11 protein-coding genes are annotated in these 16083 nt (G+C 68.5%); 6 read left to right on the top strand and 5 right to left on the bottom strand.

All coding sequences use genetic code 11. The features are described from left to right. Positions 1-23: 23 nt before the first annotated feature. The 3 genes from VD972_RS19780 (at position 24) to VD972_RS19770 (ending at position 5385) form a co-directional block, all read left to right on the top strand. The gene (locus VD972_RS19780) at positions 24-839 is read left to right on the top strand and encodes an EI24 domain-containing protein (protein ID WP_324989260.1); all 816 of its coding nucleotides are present in this window, start codon (positions 24-26) and stop codon (positions 837-839) included. Positions 840-1080: 241 nt separating this feature from the next. Beyond that, positions 1081-4323, top strand: coding sequence for an MXAN_5808 family serine peptidase (locus VD972_RS19775; RefSeq protein ID WP_324989258.1), 3243 nt, complete (start codon positions 1081-1083; stop codon positions 4321-4323). 159 nt (positions 4324-4482) lie between these two features. Further along, a complete protein-coding gene (locus VD972_RS19770; RefSeq protein ID WP_324989256.1) occupies positions 4483-5385 on the top strand; it encodes a hypothetical protein in 903 nt (300 codons plus the stop codon). Between the two features lies 1 nt (position 5386). Here the strand turns inward: VD972_RS19770 and VD972_RS19765 are convergent, their stop codons facing one another. Beyond that, a complete protein-coding gene (locus tag VD972_RS19765; RefSeq protein ID WP_324989254.1) occupies positions 5387-6112 on the bottom strand; it encodes a glycerophosphodiester phosphodiesterase in 726 nt (241 codons plus the stop codon). A 110-nt stretch (positions 6113-6222) separates the two neighbouring features. On the opposite strand from VD972_RS19765, the gene VD972_RS19760 reads away from it, so the two are divergent. Then, a complete protein-coding gene (locus tag VD972_RS19760; RefSeq protein ID WP_324989252.1) occupies positions 6223-6441 on the top strand; it encodes a twin-arginine translocase TatA/TatE family subunit in 219 nt (72 codons plus the stop codon). Here VD972_RS19760 and VD972_RS19755 read toward each other — a convergent pair. Continuing rightward, entirely contained in the window at positions 6438-7616 is a 1179-nt protein-coding gene (locus tag VD972_RS19755; RefSeq protein WP_324989250.1) for a hypothetical protein, read from the bottom strand. The genes VD972_RS19760 and VD972_RS19755 overlap by 4 nt on opposite strands. A 137-nt stretch (positions 7617-7753) precedes the next feature. Between VD972_RS19755 and VD972_RS19750 the strand changes: the two genes are divergently transcribed. Together VD972_RS19750 and VD972_RS19745 are read left to right on the top strand one after the other, a co-directional pair. Next, on the top strand, positions 7754-9061 hold the full coding sequence (locus VD972_RS19750; protein WP_324989248.1) for a hydroxyacid-oxoacid transhydrogenase: 1308 nt from the start codon (positions 7754-7756) through the stop codon (positions 9059-9061). 20 nt (positions 9062-9081) lie between these two features. Then, positions 9082-9513, top strand: coding sequence for a thioesterase family protein (locus VD972_RS19745; protein ID WP_324989247.1), 432 nt, complete (start codon positions 9082-9084; stop codon positions 9511-9513). 16 nt (positions 9514-9529) lie between these two features. Here the strand turns inward: VD972_RS19745 and VD972_RS19740 are convergent, their stop codons facing one another. The 3 genes from VD972_RS19740 to VD972_RS19730 all read right to left on the bottom strand — a co-directional run. Then, the gene (locus tag VD972_RS19740; protein ID WP_324989245.1) at positions 9530-10291 is read right to left on the bottom strand and encodes a hypothetical protein; all 762 of its coding nucleotides are present in this window, start codon (positions 10289-10291) and stop codon (positions 9530-9532) included. 5 nt (positions 10292-10296) lie between these two features. Continuing rightward, positions 10297-15576: a trifunctional serine/threonine-protein kinase/ATP-binding protein/sensor histidine kinase gene (locus VD972_RS19735; RefSeq protein ID WP_324989243.1), complete on the bottom strand. Its 5280-nt coding sequence runs from the start codon at positions 15574-15576 to the stop codon at positions 10297-10299. 48 nt (positions 15577-15624) lie between these two features. Continuing rightward, positions 15625-16083, bottom strand: a 459-nt coding sequence (locus tag VD972_RS19730; protein ID WP_324989240.1) for a formyltetrahydrofolate deformylase, incomplete at its 5' end; no start/stop codon positions are given.

The raw sequence follows: 16083 nt of genomic DNA, 5'->3' as shown, positions 1-16083 counted from the left end.
CTCCCAATTACGCACCCCCTCGGATGAAACCAACCTCTCCGGTGCCCTCCATTGCCCCGCGGCCTGGCCTCTCTGACTTCTTTCAGGGACTGGGGCTGCTGGCGCGTGCCTTCGGCCTCATCTTCCGCACTCGGAAGCTCTTTCTCCTGTCCGCCCTGTGCGCCGCCGTCACCCTGGTGACACTGGTCGTGCTGGGAGTGCTCCTCTGGCGCTACACCCCCGGACTGATCGGCCGGTTCTTCACCCGGCCGGAGGCCTGGTATGGGCAGGCGGCCTGGTACCTGGTGCTCGTCCTCACCTTCCTGATCCTCTTCTTCGTGGGCGCCAACACGGTGCCTCCCCTGCTGCTGGCCCCCCTGCAGGATCCGCTCTCCGAGGCCACCGAGGAGCAGTGCGGCGGCGCCCCCCCCTCCCAGCCCTTCAGCCTGGGTGCCTTCCTCCGAGGGCTGGTGACCGGGCTCGCACACACGCTGGCCCGCCTCTTCCTCCTGCTGCTGGGCCTGGCCCTGCTCTTCCCCCTCAACTTCATCCCCGGCATCGGCAGCATCATCTGGACGGTGCTGGGCAGCCTGTGGAGCATGATGTGGATCGCGGGAGAGCACCTGGCCGCCCCCATGACTCGCCACCTCTACCCCTTCTCCGAGGTGCGGAGGATGCTGCGCGAGCGCCGGGCGCTCTGCCTGGGGCTGGGGGCTGGCGTCTACCTGCTCCTCTGGGTGCCGGTGCTCAACACCTTCTTCCTGCCCGTGGCCGTCGTCGCCGGCACCCTGCTCTACCGAGGCCTGCTGGCTGCCGGGCAGCTCCCCCCTCCCCCCTCCGCCTCACGCACTGCGGCGTGAAATAAAGGGGCGCCCCAGGTGTCTCCGACTGGAAGAGCACCCTTCGCTCCGGGGCGGCTGGGAACGCAGTGCCTCCCAGGAACGTTCCTGATCGATACCAAGGAGCAGACGCCTTGAAGCACCCACCGTCCATGATTAGGCTTGGCCGGCTGCTTTCCGCGTTCCTTGTCCTCGACAACTGCTGGGATTCACTGGCCTTTTCTTTACGCACCACCCCGGGGTGCCCCGCGCCCCAGCTTGGATGAACCACATGCCGCGAATGCTTCGCCGGATCATCGCCGTCGCTGTCCTCCTCGGGGCCTGGGCCCTGGTGGGCAGTGATCGGGCCCCCATTCCGCTCACCATGGGGGCCGCTCAGGCCAGCCAGACGTGGGACGGCTCGCTCGCTCAGCAGAAGGGGGAGAAGGCTCCGCACGAGCTCTCCTCTCTGCGCGTCTTCACGAAGGTCATCCTCTACGTGAAGGACAACTACGTCGACCCCAAGCGAGTGAAGCCCAAGGAGATGATGATCGCCGCGCTGGAGTACGTGGAGAAGAGCGTCCCGGACGTGCTCGTGGAGGGCAACGCGGAGACGGGCAAGCTCAGCCTCAACGTCAACGGCAAGACGAAGGACTTCGACATCAGCCACGTGGACTCCCTGTGGAAGATGTCCTTCGCGCTCAAGGACGTCTTCGACTTCCTGTCGAAGAACATGCGTCCCATCGAGGAGACGCGCGACATCGAGTACGCGGCGATCAACGGCATGCTGTCCACGCTGGATCCGCACTCGGTGCTGCTGCGGCCGGAGCTGTACCGGGAGATGAAGCTGTCCACCAAGGGTGAGTTCGGCGGCCTGGGCTTCGTCATCCAGATGCGCGAGGGCAACCTCACCGTGGTGCGCGTGCTGCCCAAGACGCCCGCCCACCGCGCCGGCATCCTCAAGGACGACCAGATCAAGAAGATCAGCGAGGAGTCCACCGTCAACATGGACCTCAACGAGGCCGTGTCCAAGCTGCGCGGCCCGGTGGACAGCAAGATCGTCATCACCGTGGAGCGCAAGGGCTGGGACAAGCCGCGGGTGATGACGCTCAGCCGGGCGATGATCTCGATCGAGAGCGTTCAGCACAAGATGCTGGCCGGCAACGTCGGCTACGTGCGGCTGAAGAACTTCCAGGGCAACACCACGCGGGACTTGGAGGCGGCGCTGGCGGACATCCGCAAGCAGGCCGAGGCCAAGGGCGGCAGCATGAAGGGCCTGGTGCTGGATCTGCGCGGCAACCCGGGCGGGCTGCTGGAGCAGGCCATCCAGGTGTCCGACACCTTCGTCTCCAGCGGCGTGCTGGTGGCCACGGTGGGCCTGTCCGACAAGCTGCGCGAGGAGAAGCGCGCGCGGCCGCAGGAGGGCGAGGACACCTACCCCATCGCCGTGCTGGTGAACGCGGGCAGCGCCTCGGCCTCGGAGATCGTCGCCGGCGCGCTGAAGAACCTCAACCGCGCGGTCATCATCGGGCGGCAGACGTTCGGCAAGGGCAGCGTGCAGGTGCTCTATGACTTCCCGGACGACAGCGCGCTCAAGCTGACGATCGCCAAGTACCTGACGCCGGGGGACGTCTCCATCCAGGAGGTGGGCATCATCCCGGACATCCAGCTGGTGCCCACGCGCGTCACCGAGGAGCGCCTGGACGTATTCGCGCCCCGCCGCTCCATGGGCGAGGCGGATCTGGACCAGCACTTCGGCAATCCGGACTCGGACAAGGTGGCCAAGAAGCGCGAGGAGGTGCTGGACCGCGAGAAGCCCATCGAGAGCCTCAAGTACCTGAAGGTGGACGAGAAGGTGCAAGCCCAGGCCGCCGCCAAGAAGGAGAAGGAGGCCGCCGAGAAGGCGCCGAAGACGGCGCAGAAGGATGGCAAGGGCGCCAAGCACGGCGAGAAGGATCCCCTCCTGGACGTGGACGTGGCGGGCCAGGGCGAGGATCTGGACGACCAGCTCGACGCGGAGAGCCAGGACGAGATCAAGGAGGACTTCGAGGTGTCGTTCGCCCGGGAGTTCGTGCTCAAGGCCCACTCCACCAACCGCCTCGAGCAGCTGAAGCAGGGCAAGTCCCTCATCGACCAGAAGCGCGCGGAGGAGGAGCAGCGCATCAGCTCCGCCATCGCGGCGCTGGGCGTGGACTGGAGCGCGGGCCCCACGCCGAAGAACGTGCAGCTGGAGGCCAGCTTCTCTCCGGGCTCGGAGCAGCCGGTCCGCGCGGGGGACACGCTGGACATGGTGGTGACGGCGGAGAACAAGGGCTCCGAGCCGCTCAAGCGCGTGCGCGCGTGGACGGAGAGCGACAACGCCTTCATCGACCGCCGCGAGTTCGTCTTCGGCGCCATCGCTCCGGGCGAGAAGCGGACCTGGAAGGTCCAGGTGAAGCTGCCCAAGGACTTCACCTCGCGCCGGGACGACGTGACGGTGAAGTTCTTCGACGACCAGGGCGCGCTGCCCAAGACGCTGGTGAGCGAGGTGGGCTTCCTGGATCTGCCGCGGCCGACCTTCGCCTTCAACTGGCAGGTGCAGGACGACTGCGGCACCTGTAACGGCGACGGCGTGGCGCAGTTCGGCGAGGACATCACCGTGGTGCTGGACGTGACGAACGTGGGCACCGGGGTGGCGCTCGACTCGTTCGCGACGATCAAGAACGCGGGGGACCCGAACGTCTTCATCAAGAAGGGGCGCTTCAACCTGGAGGAGCTGGCCCCGGGCGAGACGAAGTCCGCGCGCTTCCAGCTCGAGGTGAAGAAGGGCTACAAGGGCGACACCTTCCCGCTGAAGCTGGCCATCATCGACGAGCCGCTGGAGGAGTTCGTCACCGAGAAGCTGGAGCTGCCGGTGCGCGACACGCCCGCGCTGGTGCTGGAGCAGATCAAGTCCATGGTAAAGGTGGCGGAGAAGACCGAGCTGCTGTCCTCGCCGCTGCCGGACGCCAAGCCGGTGGCGCGGGTGTCGGGCGCGGCAGCGGTGCTGCCCGTCACGGCCGTGGGCAAGGGCTTCTATAAAGTCTCCCTGGGCGAGGATCGCTTCGCCTTCGTGCGCAGCTCGGAGGCGCGCGAGCAGAAGTTCGGCAAGGCCGTGCTGCCCAAGAAGGTGGAGTGGCTCACCCGGCTGGCGCCGCCGGCCATCCAGCTGGAGGTGGACACGAGCAAGGGCGGGGTGATGGCCACCGGGGACCGGTACACCCTGTCCGGCTCGGTGACGGACCCGGACGGGCTGCTGGACGTGTACGTGCTCGTCAACGACCAGAAGGTCTACTTCAAGGCGGTGGACCCGAAGGGCGAGGAGCCGCGCAAGCTGAAGTTCACCGCGGACTTCGCGCTCAAGGAGGGCAACAACAACGTCCTCGTGGTGGCGCGCGAGGATCCGGACTTCGCCAGCCGCAAGACGCTGGTGATCCGGCGCCGGCCGGCGGAGGTGGCACAGAAGCTGGCGGCGCCCACGCACGTGGAGCCCCAGAAGACGCCGTAGGCCGCGGGCATACACACCGTGAGTCCCACCGGGCGGCTCCCCGGAGGCGAAAGCCTCTGAAGGGGCCGCCCGTTTTGTTGACGCTCTTGGCGGCTGCACGTTAGCGTCGAGCGAGAGTGGCCCCCGTTGCCGGCGGAGGCCCTGGGAGGCGGTTTGAGGATGCACGCGTTCAGTCGGTGGATGGCCCTTGCGGCGCTCCTGGGGGGCGTCGCTGCGCGCGCGGATCAGAATGATCTGCAGATCGCGAAGCTGGGCAACCCGGGCCCGGGAGTGGAGAACTTCAGCGACAAGGCGAACAGGAACTTCCAGGCCTTCGCGCGGGCCATGTCCGCGAGCCTCACGTCCGTGAACCTGATGCCGCCGGAGACGTTGGGCCACGCAGCCTTCAATATCAGCGCGGAGCTGTCCGTCGTCAGCCTGCCCTCGAGCATCGTCATCCCCACCGAGGGCGCGCAACCAGGCACGGTGCTGGTGCCCTCCTTCCACATCCGTAAGGGGCTGCCGTTCTCCGTGGAGCTTGGGGGGCGCGTGGGCTGGGTGGAGAAGAGCCGCCTGGTGGCCGCCACGGGCGAGGTGAAGTGGGCCGTCAACGAGGGCTTCACGTACCTGCCGGACATTGGCGTGCGCGGCCATGTCACCAAGCTGATGGGCGCGCAGGACCTGAGCCTCACCTCCGCGGGCCTGGATGCGGGCATCGGCAAGCAGTTCCCCCTGGGCGGCATGGTGACGCTGACCCCGTACGGCGGCCTGGACTTCACCTTCGTCAGCGCAAGGTCGGAGCTCATCGACTTCGACCAGACCCGGCCCTACAACGAGTCGCTGGGCAATGGCTCGGCGGACGCGCTCGCGAACACGAGCGCCTACACGCGCCTGAAGTTCTCGGACAACATGACCCAGCGCATCTACGGCGGCGTGCGCTTCATTGGCGGCGTGCTGCAGCTGGGGGCTGAGCTCTCCTTCACGCGCCTGGGCCAGGCGCCGGAGTCGGACCTCCCCGGGAGCGAGAGCAGCAGCCTGCCGACCGTCGTCACCTTCAACACCTCGCTGGGCCTGGACTTCTAGCTCATCGAGAGCTCCGCAGGGCCTCGCGCAGAGGGCCGGGCCGGTTGGTGATGAGGTAGGAGACGCCCATCTCCGCCAGCTCCCGCGCACGCGCGGGCTCGTCCACCGTCCACGCGGCCACGCGCAGGCCCGAGCCTGTCCACTCCGCCACGCGCTCCGGGGTGCACGCCCCGTGGTGGGGGTGCACCGAGTGCGAGGACACCAGCGGGCTCAGCACGTAGGCCTGAGGCCGCCAGGGCTTGTTCGGGTCAATGAGGAGGCCGCGTCGCAGCGAGGGAGCGGCGGCGGCCACCCGGAAGAGGCACAGCGGGTTGAAGCTGGAGATCACCACCCGCTCGGCCAGCCCGCGCTGGGTGACGAGCCCCGCCACGCGGTGCGCCAGTCCCCCATCATCCAGGTGGCCAGACTTGAGCTCGATGTTGACGAGGAAGTGCGCGGGCAGCGCCTCCAGCACCTCCTCCAAGAGTGGAATGCGAGCGGGGCCGAAGCCCAGGGGCGTGCCCACGTCTGCTCGCTGAAGCTTCCACCAGGCGGTCGTGCGCACCTCCCAGGGCAGACCCGCGAGCCGGTCCAGCCTGTCGTCGTGGCAGACGACCACCTCGCCGGAGCTGCACACGCGGGCGTCCAGCTCGACGCCATCGGCGCCCTGCCGCACGGCCTCGGCGAAGGCCTCCAGGGTGTTCTCGGGGGCGTCAGCGCTGGCACCCCGGTGGGCGAGCAGGAGCATGGGGACAGTCTGCGCCAGGGCTGGCCGGGGACGGTGGGGGAAGTGGCGCCCTGGGTCTTCCACCGACAGGTGGCTTGCCTCGCTCGGGGGTTTGCTGCACTGTCCGCCCCATGTGTGGGCTGGGCACCGGAGAGCTGATTCTCCTCGGCTTCATCCTGTTGGTGGTCTTCTCCGCCTCGCGGATGGGCCAGCTGGGCAACGCCGTGGGCAAGTTCATCTACTCGTTCCGCAAGGCCTCCAAAGGTGAGGACTTCGTGGACGTGAAGCCCCTGCCCCCCGGGCGGCGCAGTAACACGGACGCCGAGTACACCGACTCCAAGAAGAGCTAGGGAGCTTCGGCGGGCGCCTTGCGCAGCTCGTGCAAGTCCTTCATGAAGTTCGGCACGATGCCCGCCAGCCCCATCCCCGCGATGTGAGCGCCCATGTACCCGGCGGGCAGCCTCTGCGCCCACTCGGGGTGTTCTGGCGGCCCAAGCCCCTGCTCGGGATCCTTGATCGTCACGCCCAGCTCCCAGATCGTCTTCGCGGTGGAGGTAGCGCACGTGCGCGTCGCCAGCTCCTCTTGGAAGACGGCGTACCACTCCCGATACCCGTCCCGCGCCACGGGCTCGAAGTACTTCGCCAGGAAGGCGGACTCCGCCAGCGCGATGCAGCGGCTCACCCCCGCCCCGTCGCAGCTGCGCGCCTTCTTCGCGAGCTCCACGGGCGCGAGGACGCTCGAGAACACCGGGGCGCTCATCCACAGCGCCTTCAGCCTCGCGATCTGCTCGCGGCGCATGGGCTTCCACTCGGGCGGTGGACCCTCCATCGCGTCATACGCCTCACGCTCGAGCTGGAGCACCGCGGCACCGAGCAAGGCGCCGATCAGCGACTCCGTGCGATACATGAGCCACGCCAGCTGACGGACATCCCTGGCCGCCGGGAGCGGCTGCCCTGTCTTCAGGCCGTGCAAGAGCCGGAAGCTCGCCCAGGCCCGCAGGGTGACGAAGTCCGGCAGCACGTCGCCCGCCCAGTTGTAGGGCGCTTTGGGCTCGAGGGGCGTGTTCTGCATGATGTCCCAGCGATCGTAGGTGTGGAGCCGCTCCATCCAGGCAAAGTCCAGGGTGGACACGTCCACGTCGGACTCGCGCCACTTCTCGAGGTCGACGCCCCGCGGCGGGAGCTGGGAGGGAATGACGAGGGGCGAGTCCTTGGGCATCTCCTGCCCGGACTCCCAGGCCAGCCAGTGGTTCAAGAGCGGCCCCGCGTCCCCCTCGGTGCGGGGCTCGTGGAACCACGCGTCGGCGGCGAGCACGGACTGTTGCTCGCAGAAGAAGTCGATGTTCTCGGTGATGGCCTTGCGCAGCTCGACGAGCGAGGGCTCGTACGTTCCGAGAATCCACCGGTCAGCCGCGAACAGCCCGGCAAGGATCAACACCAGGAGGATGCCACCGATCCACAGCAGGATGCGCAGCGCACGCTTGCGGGGTTGTTTCAAGTCCATGCCAGTCGAGGTGGGGTCCATGGCTTCTCTGTCGCCATCTTCTCCGCGTCAGAGCTCGCGAGCCAGCCGGATCAGCGAGCCAAAGAGACGAGAAGCATCGATGGGATGACGAGCGCCTCAAGGTACAGTGCGCGCCGGGAACGCTCCGGAGGGAAGCGGTGCTCTGCCGCCATTACCACCTCGTAGGCGAAGGCTGCGACAGCGCCTTCACAGTCGATAGCTCGCGCATCACCTTCGGCCGCGGCTGCCTGGCGGAGGTGGGTGACCGCGCCAAGGCGCTCGGGATGAAGCGCGTGGCCCTGTTCTCGGACGAGCGCATGGCTCGGCTGCCGCACTTCCAGAAGGTGCACCAGTCCTTGAGCGCCGTCGGACTGGACGTGGTCGTCTACACCGACGTGCACATCGAGCCCACGGACCAGTCCTTTCTGGAAGCGGCGCGCTTTGCCGCGGAGGCCCGGCCGGATGGCTACATCTCCCTGGGCGGCGGCTCGGTGATCGACACCTGCAAGGCCGCCAATCTCTACGCCACCCACCCTGCGGACTTCCTGGCCTACGTCAACGCGCCCGTGGGCGCGGGGCGCCCGGTGCCTGGCCCGCTCAAGCCGCACATCGCCTGCCCCACGACTTCAGGAACGGGCAGCGAGGTCACCGGCATCACCATCTTCGATCTGCTCTCGCTGAAGGCGAAGACCGGCATCGCCTCGCCGGCACTGCGCCCCACCGAGGCGCTCATCGATCCGGACTGCACCGTGACCTTGCCCTCGGAGGTGGTCGCCGCCAGCGGGCTGGACGTCCTGTCCCACGCGCTGGAGTCCTATACCGCGCGGCCGTACGTGCGCCGTCCCGCTCCCGCGCGGCCGAGCCTGCGTCCCATGAGCCAGGGCGCCAACCCGTGGAGCGACCTCGGCTGCCGCGAGGCGCTGCGCCTGCTGGGCCTGTACCTGGAGCGCGCGGTGGCGGACGCGCAGGACCACGAGGCCCGCGAGCAACTGATGTGGGCCGCCACGCTGGCCGGCATCGCCTTTGGAAACGCCGGGGTGCACGCGCCGCACGGCATGGCCTACGCCGTGGCCGGCCTGGTTCGCGACTTCCGCCCCTCCGGCTACCCCGACGGCGAGCCCCTGGTGCCTCACGGCATGTCCGTCATCGTGAATGCCCCGGCCGTGTTCCGCTACACCGCGGAGGTGAGCCCCGAGCGCCACCTGGAGGCCGCGCAGTGGCTGGGCGCGGACGTGCGCGGCGCCTCACCCGCCGATGCCGGCGAGGTGCTCGGCGGCAAGCTCATCCAGGTCATGCGTGCGGTGGGCATGCCCAACGGGCTGGGCGGTGTCGGCTATACCGAAGCCGACCTCGCTCCCCTCACGGAGGGTGCCTACCCTCAGCAGCGCCTGCTGCAGAATGCCCCCCGCGAGATGACCCGCCCCGTCCTCACCGAGCTGTTCCGTCAGGCGCTGCGCTACTGGTAGCCGCAGCGGAGGCCACCGCCGTGTCCGAAGCCGAGACCCCCGACCGCTACCGCTACTTCCTGCCCATCACCACCCGCTGGATGGACAACGACGTCTACGGCCACATCAACAACGTCACCTACTACAGCTACTTCGACACCGTCGCGAACCACTACCTCATCCACGAGGGGGGCCTGGACATCGCCAGCAGCCCCGTCATCGGCCTCGTCGTGGAGTCCCGGTGCTCCTACCGCGCCCCGCTCGCCTACCCCGACCGCCTCCGGGCGGGCCTGCGTGTGGACAAGCTCGGCAACCGCTCGGTGACGTACGGCATCGGCATCTTCAAGGAGGGCGAGGACCAGGCCGCGGCCCACGGGTACTTCGTGCACGTCTTCGTGGATCGCCAGTCGCGCAAGGCCGTCACGATGCCCGAGCGCCTGCGCGAGGCGCTTGCTCGGATCTCCGTGGCCTGAGACCCGCGCCAGGTTGCTATGCAGCGGGCGGAGAGCGCCGCAGCTTGCGAGCGATCGCCCGCGTCAACGAGAGCAGGTTGGCCGGAGTGAAGCGGAACCACATCCCCACATAGCTGCCGTTGGTGCGGAACTCCGGGTTGATCGAGGCGTAGATCCTGGCCGCCGGCCGCTCGAAGAAGGCGGGGGGATAGCGGCCCAGCGTCTCGGGGGTCATGTAGATGTTGACGAGGAACAGGCCGGTCTCCAGGTCGACCCGGAAGTGGCTCTCCTCGGCCCGAGCCAGGAAGGCCTCCCGCACCGCCTCCCCTTCCCTGTCAGACGGCTTCGGGTCGAACGGGTGGTAGTGGGCGAGCGCCTCGGTGATGGAGACGAAACCGAACAGGCTGGCGATCGACAGCCGGTAAAAGCGGGTCCGCGGGTGGCGCAGCTGGTTCTCGAGGAAGAAGGACAGGCCCGAGAGCAGGTGCAGGCCATGGCGGCGGAACTCGGGGAGGATCCGCAGCTTGCCTCCCAGGATGACCCGGCTTCGAGGCAGCCCCAGGGGCGCTGTCCCCCAGAACTGGAAGCCCACCATGGCGCCAGTGTCGGCGCGGCGGAACACGTGGACGAGCTCGTTGGCCAGCGCGTGCACGCGGAAGTGCTCCAGCTCCTCGGCCATCAGCCGGTGGGACATCGCGTGCAGCTCGCGCAGGGTCTCCTCGGAGAAATCCTTCCGGAGGATGGACTCCATCCGAACGGGCGGGCGGAGGGCAGAGAGTCGGAGCAGGAGTTCGAGCATGGTGTCTATCCCAGGGGCAGCTCCAGCGTGGCAGTGGCTCCCTTGCCCGGTCCTGCGCTCTCCAGCAAGAGGCGCCCGCCCAACATCCGCGCCGCCAGCGCGCTGGAGTGCAGCCCCAGGCCATGGCCCCCCTCACGCGTGGTGAAGCCTTGGGAGAAGAGCTGCTCGCGGATCTCTGGTGAGATGCCCGTGCCCCTGTCCACCATCTGGATGCGCGCCATGTCGCCCGCCGCCTCCAGCCGTACGTGCAGTATCCGCTCACCCGCAGGGACCGAGGCCATGGCGGTCTTGGCGTTGGCAATCAGGTTGATCAGGATCTGGAGCACCTTGTGCTTGTCCACCCAGACCCTGGGCAGCGAGATGAGTGCCCGCGTCACCGTGATGCCGTGGCGCTTGAGCGCGGGCATCTGGATGCTCAAGACATCCTCGACGAGCTGCGAGAGCTCGCACTCCTCCGTGACGAGCGTGTTGCGGGCGTAGGTCTGCTGCACGTGGACGATGGCCCGGACGTGCTCGATGTGCTTGCTCATCGCGGCCAGGCCTTCCTGCAGCGCGGCCTGCTCCCGGAGCAGCTCTTCCGCCAGGCCCTCGAGGTACTCGGGCAGCCGGGTGCCGCGCGGATCGCGGGTGAAGAAGTCCGCCAGGGAGCGCTGGTGCTCCTGGAGCATGGCGGAGACCTGCTTCACCCGCCCCATGCGCGAGGCGCTCACCGTCTGGCTCAGCACCTCGACGTTGACGGTGGCGCTCGTCAGCACGTTGCCCACGTTATGAAGCACGCTGGTGGCGACCTCGGCCATGCCCGCCAGGCGCGCCGTCTCCACCAGCTGGGCCTGGGCCTTCCTCAGCTCCCCCGTGCGCTCCTCGACCCGCTTCTCCAGCTCATCATTGGCGCTGCGCAGGGCCGCCTCGGCGCGCTGGACCTCGGCGTACAACCGCGCGTTCTCGATGGAGATGGCGGCTTGAGAGGCGAGGTGCCCGAGCAAAGCCAGGCGCGCGGGCGTGAAGGCTTTGGTGGCGAGGCTGTTCTCCAGGTAGAGCACCCCGCGGAACTCCTCCTGGCGTACCAGCGGCAGGCAGAGCACCGAGCGGGCCTCCCCGCGCCCCAGCCACGCATCCGACGAGAACGCGTGGGGCTGGGAGGCATCGTCGATGAGCACGTGCTCTCGCGTGCGCCGGACGTAGGAGATGAGCGTCCAGGGCAGGCGGTCCTCCTCCGAGCCAGCACCGGAGGACTCACGAGAGGCGTCCGAGACCGCCACGACCGAGAGCTTGCCGCCCTGTGGAAGCACCAGGGCCCCTCTCTGAGCCCCGGCGTTCTCGATGGCCACCTTCAGCAGCGTGGCCGCCAGCCGCTCGAGGACGATCTCCCCGGAGATGGCCTGCTGCGCCTTCACCACGGTGAGCGCATCGATCTGGGTCGAGCCCGTGTCGGTGAAGGTCTCCTCAGCGGCCGAGGCGGCGGCCAGGTGCGGCCACTGCTCATCCAGGTGCTTCACCTTCCCGTGGGCTCCCCAGCGCAGGTACGCCTCGCGGGCCTTGCGCGCGTAGGTCTCCGCGAGGGTGGGCATCTGCCGCTCGAATCCGAAGCGGGCGGCGAGCTCACACGCGAGGCCCACGTATTGGATGAAGCCATTCTCGCGGGCGTACCGGAGCGCTTCCTCGTAGGCGCGGAGGGCCTCCCCCTCCCGGTCCGAGATCCGCGCCAGCTCCGCGGTGACCAGCCGCTCGGGCGCGCGGAAAGTCTCCGGGCAGTGAGCCGCCCACTCCGCCAGCTGTTGCTGGTGGCCTCGGATGGCCTCCAGCGCCAGTCTCCGCTCCTCCGGAGCCAGCTCCGCGAGTCTGGCCACCAGCGTCAGCGCACGGAAGAGGTGGAAGTCCAGGAGCTGGATATGGCCCACCGAGGACCAGCTCAGCTCCACCGCCTTGTCGCCCGCCTCGCGCGCCTCGGCATATGCACCGCACATGAAGCGCGACTGCATCTTGAGGGTCCAGTACCAGAACCGGGTGATGCTCATGCGCGCGGCGGTTAGGCTGGCTTCGAAGGACTCCTCGGAGAAGCCGTCGCCGCTCAAGGCCCGGAAGGAGGGCGTGAGGCCGCGGAGCTGCTGGACGTGGCGCTGGGTGAAGTGGATGACGTCTCGCGAGTCCAGGAAGCCGATCCTGTGCGTGAAGTCCAGCCGCGCCACGGACTCCTGGTAGACCTCCTCCAGCTCATGCCCCAGGGCCAGGCGATCCGTGACGATGTGGTTGCAGCAATAGCCCGCGACCCCGAAGTCATTGTCCTGGAGCGCGTGGTGGAAGGCCTGGCGGATGTATTCCAGGGAGAGGGACAGGGGACGGGTCCAAGAGTTGACCATCTCCATGCCGTAGAGCGTCTTCGCACGGAGCGCCGCCAGCCCATGGCGCTCGACGAGCTCACACGCCAGCTGGCCGAAGGCGTAGCCCTCCTGGTAGCGCTTGAAGCCAGGCCCCAGCACCAGCCCATACAGGGAATAGCCATACACGGAGGCGGCTGAGTTGCCATGACGCAGGCTCAAGGCCACCTGCCTGCAGAGCTGGAGGATGAGCAGGTTGAGGTCGGTGAGCATCGCCGGCGTGAACAAGGCGGCCAGCATGTTCATCACCGCCTCTGTGGCCGAGCTGGAGATGCGAGGCAAGTCAATGAGGGTCTCGATGGGACGCTCTCCCAGGAGCTTCCACACCTCCTCGTTGGCGGCCACCACCTCTTCCCACGAGGGGTGCGGTGACATGGGCATCCCCAAGCGCGCCAGCCCGTCCAGGAGCGTGTCGAGGGCAGCCTGGACCTCTCCCGCGGCGAGGTGAAGATCGCTCTTCAAGCGGCAGAGGGAGGCCGTCTCCGCCGGCGTGCGTGTCCGGGGCCGCAGCACCTCCACCAACCGGCGCGTCTCGGCGGCATTGCCGCTCATGAACTCGCAGCTCGCCTGATCCCGCTGGAGCTTGAAGGCCAGCGCGGGTTCCGTCTCCCAGGGGTTTCCGGGGAGCAGCTGAAAGGCCATGGCGAGGTAGTGGGCGGCCGAGCGGTGGGCCGTCGAGGCCTGGGCCCTGGCGCCTGCGTCAGCGTTCAGGAGCGCGACGCGGTGGCGCTCCGTGGGCTCGGTGATCAGCTCCGCCCCGGCGTTGAGCTGGCTCACCACGTCGAAGAGGTTCTCCTGAACCTCCTCCGGGGACAGGCTCGCCAGCAGCAGGCGGCCGATGCTCAGGTGGACGGCCTTGCGCTCCTCCAGGGGGATGAGGGCGTGGGCGGCCTGTTGGATGCGGTCATGGAGGAAGCGGTACTGCTCCTCACCGGAGACCGCGACCAGGCCTTCCTGGAGCGCGGGCTCCAGGCCCTGCTCCACTGCCAGGGTATCCTCCAGATGGGAGATGAGGAGCAGGATCCGCAGCGGGAAGGTGTTTCCCACGCAAGCGGCCAGCCGCAGCAGGTGCTGCGTGCCGGTGGGGAGCTGGCGCAGCTTGCCCACCATGAAGTCCACGACGTTGTCCGAGTAGCCCTTGGCCCGGACGCCCTCGGCATCCCAGCTCCAGGTGCCCTTGGGCGTGCGCACCATGAGCCCATCCTGATTGAGCGTGAGCAGGAACTGGAGGAGGAAGAAGGGGTTGCCACCCGTCTTCTCCCGAGCCAGCGCCGAGAGCGGCTCGACGACGGCCGAGCCCGCGCCGGGCAGCGTGTCCGCCACGAGCTGCTGAACCTCGTCGAGGCTCAGCGGCTCGAGCTGAAGGTCCGTCAGCCGCGCGCCGGCCTTGTGCAGCTCTCCGAGCGTGAGCGCCAGCGGATGCGAGGGGCTCACCTCGTTGTCACGATAGGCGCCGATCAGCAGCACCGGCGGTGTCTCCGCGTGGGTGAGCAGGTGCCGGAGGAGCTGGAGGCTGGCCAGATCCGCCCACTGCAGGTCATCCAGGAAGAGGACGAGCGGGTGCTCGGGCGTGGCGAAGACGCCGAGGAACCTGCGGAACACCCGGTTGAAGCGGTGCTGCGCCTCGGCAGCCGGCAGCTCCGGAAGGGCAGGCTGCTTGCCGGCGACGAGCTCGAGCTGCGGCACCACGTCCACGAGGACCTGGCCCTCGCTCTCCCAGGCCGTGTGCAGGTGCTCGCGCCAGCGCGCCAGCTCCTCATCCGTGTCTGACAGCAGCTGCTGCGTCAGTCCGCGGATGGCCTGGGCCAGGATGGAGTACGGGATGTCCTGCTGGAACTGGTCGAACTTGCCGCTGAGGAAGAAGCCACGCTGGCGCACCACGGGCTTGTGCAGCTCGTGTACGACGGAGGACTTGCCGATCCCCGAGTAGCCGCGCACCAGCACGAGCTCCGGCCGGCCATCACGGGCAACGCGCTCCAGGCCCTGGCGCAGCGCGGCAGCGTGCGTGTCACGCCCATAGAGCCGCTGGGGGAGCTGGAAGCGCGTGGGGTGGTCGTGGAGGCCGGGTACGAAGTCCTCGCGCAGGCCCTGGCCCAGGCTCTCCCGGCACCGCTCGAGGTCCGCCCGCAGCCCGTCGGCGCTCTGGTAGCGCTCCTCGGCCACCTTGGCCAGCAGCTTCAGGACGATGGCGGACAGCACTGGCGGCAGGCTCGGCACCCGCTGGACGGGTGGCAGGGGTGCCTGCGCCATGTGCGCGTGGAACCACTCGAGCGCGTCGCGCCCATGGAAGGGACGGCCGCCGGTGAGCAGCTCGTAGAGGGTGATGCCCAGCGAGTACAGGTCCGTGCGGTAGTCCACCGCGCGGTTCATGCGCCCGGTCTGCTCCGGGGACATATACGCCAGGGTGCCTTCGATGAGGTGCGCATGCAGCGCGTCCACGTGCTCGACGAGCTGGAGGCTGGCGCTGCCGAAGTCGATGAGGCGCGTCTCTCCCGCGGGTGTGAGGATGATGTTGGAGGGCTTGAGGTCCTTGTGGATGATGCCGCGGCGGTGGAGCTCCGCGAGGGTCGAGGCCACGGAGATGGCCAGCTCGAGCGCGCGCCCCACCTCGAAGGGCTCGCCCGTGGACTCTGACAGGGGCTGGCCCTCTACATCCTCGAGCAGCAGCACCGGGCGATCGTGGAGCTGCTCACAGGCCTGGACGTGAGTGACGCCGCGCACGTCCCGGAGCCGCTGCAGGATGCCGAACTCGCGGCGGTAGCGCTCGCGCTCGCGCGGGCCGGGTGAGACGGCCTTGGGCGTCTTCAGGATGAGGGGCAGTCCATCCGCATCGCGCACCACGCGGAACAAGAGGCTGGAGCTGGTGGACTTGATCGCCGCGAGGAGGGTGTAGCCTGGGATGTCGAGCATCTAACAGACAGGATACTCCTTCCGCGCCTCCTCCAATCGGCAGCTTGCTCAGAGGATGATGGTGCGGCGCCCCTCCACCACCACCCGGCGCTCCAGGTGGGCGCGCACGGCCCGCGCCAGGACGACCCGCTCCACGTCTCGCCCCACTCGCACCAGCTCCTCGGGACCCATCGCGTGGGACACCCGCGCTACGTCCTGCTCGATGATGGGCCCCTGATCGAGATCCCTCGTGGCGTAGTGCGCCGTGGCCCCGATGATCTTGACCCCTCGGGCATAGGCCTGGTGGTAGGGCTTGGCGCCCTGGAACGCGGGCAGGAAGCCGTGGTGGATGTTGATGACTGAGGGCGCCTGCCGCAGGAAGTCGTCGGAGAGGACCTGCATGTAGCGCGCGAGCACCACCAGATCGATGTGGTGGCGCCGCAGCAGGTCCAGCACGGCCGCCTCCTGCGCGGGCTTCGTCTCCGGGGTGACGGGGAGCGTGAAGAAGGGGACGCGGAAGTTCTCCGC

The organism is Hyalangium sp., assembly GCF_035629615.1.
In the GTDB taxonomy this organism is placed as follows: domain Bacteria; phylum Myxococcota; class Myxococcia; order Myxococcales; family Myxococcaceae; genus Hyalangium.
This window is presented reverse-complemented; position numbering and strand designations above follow the sequence as displayed.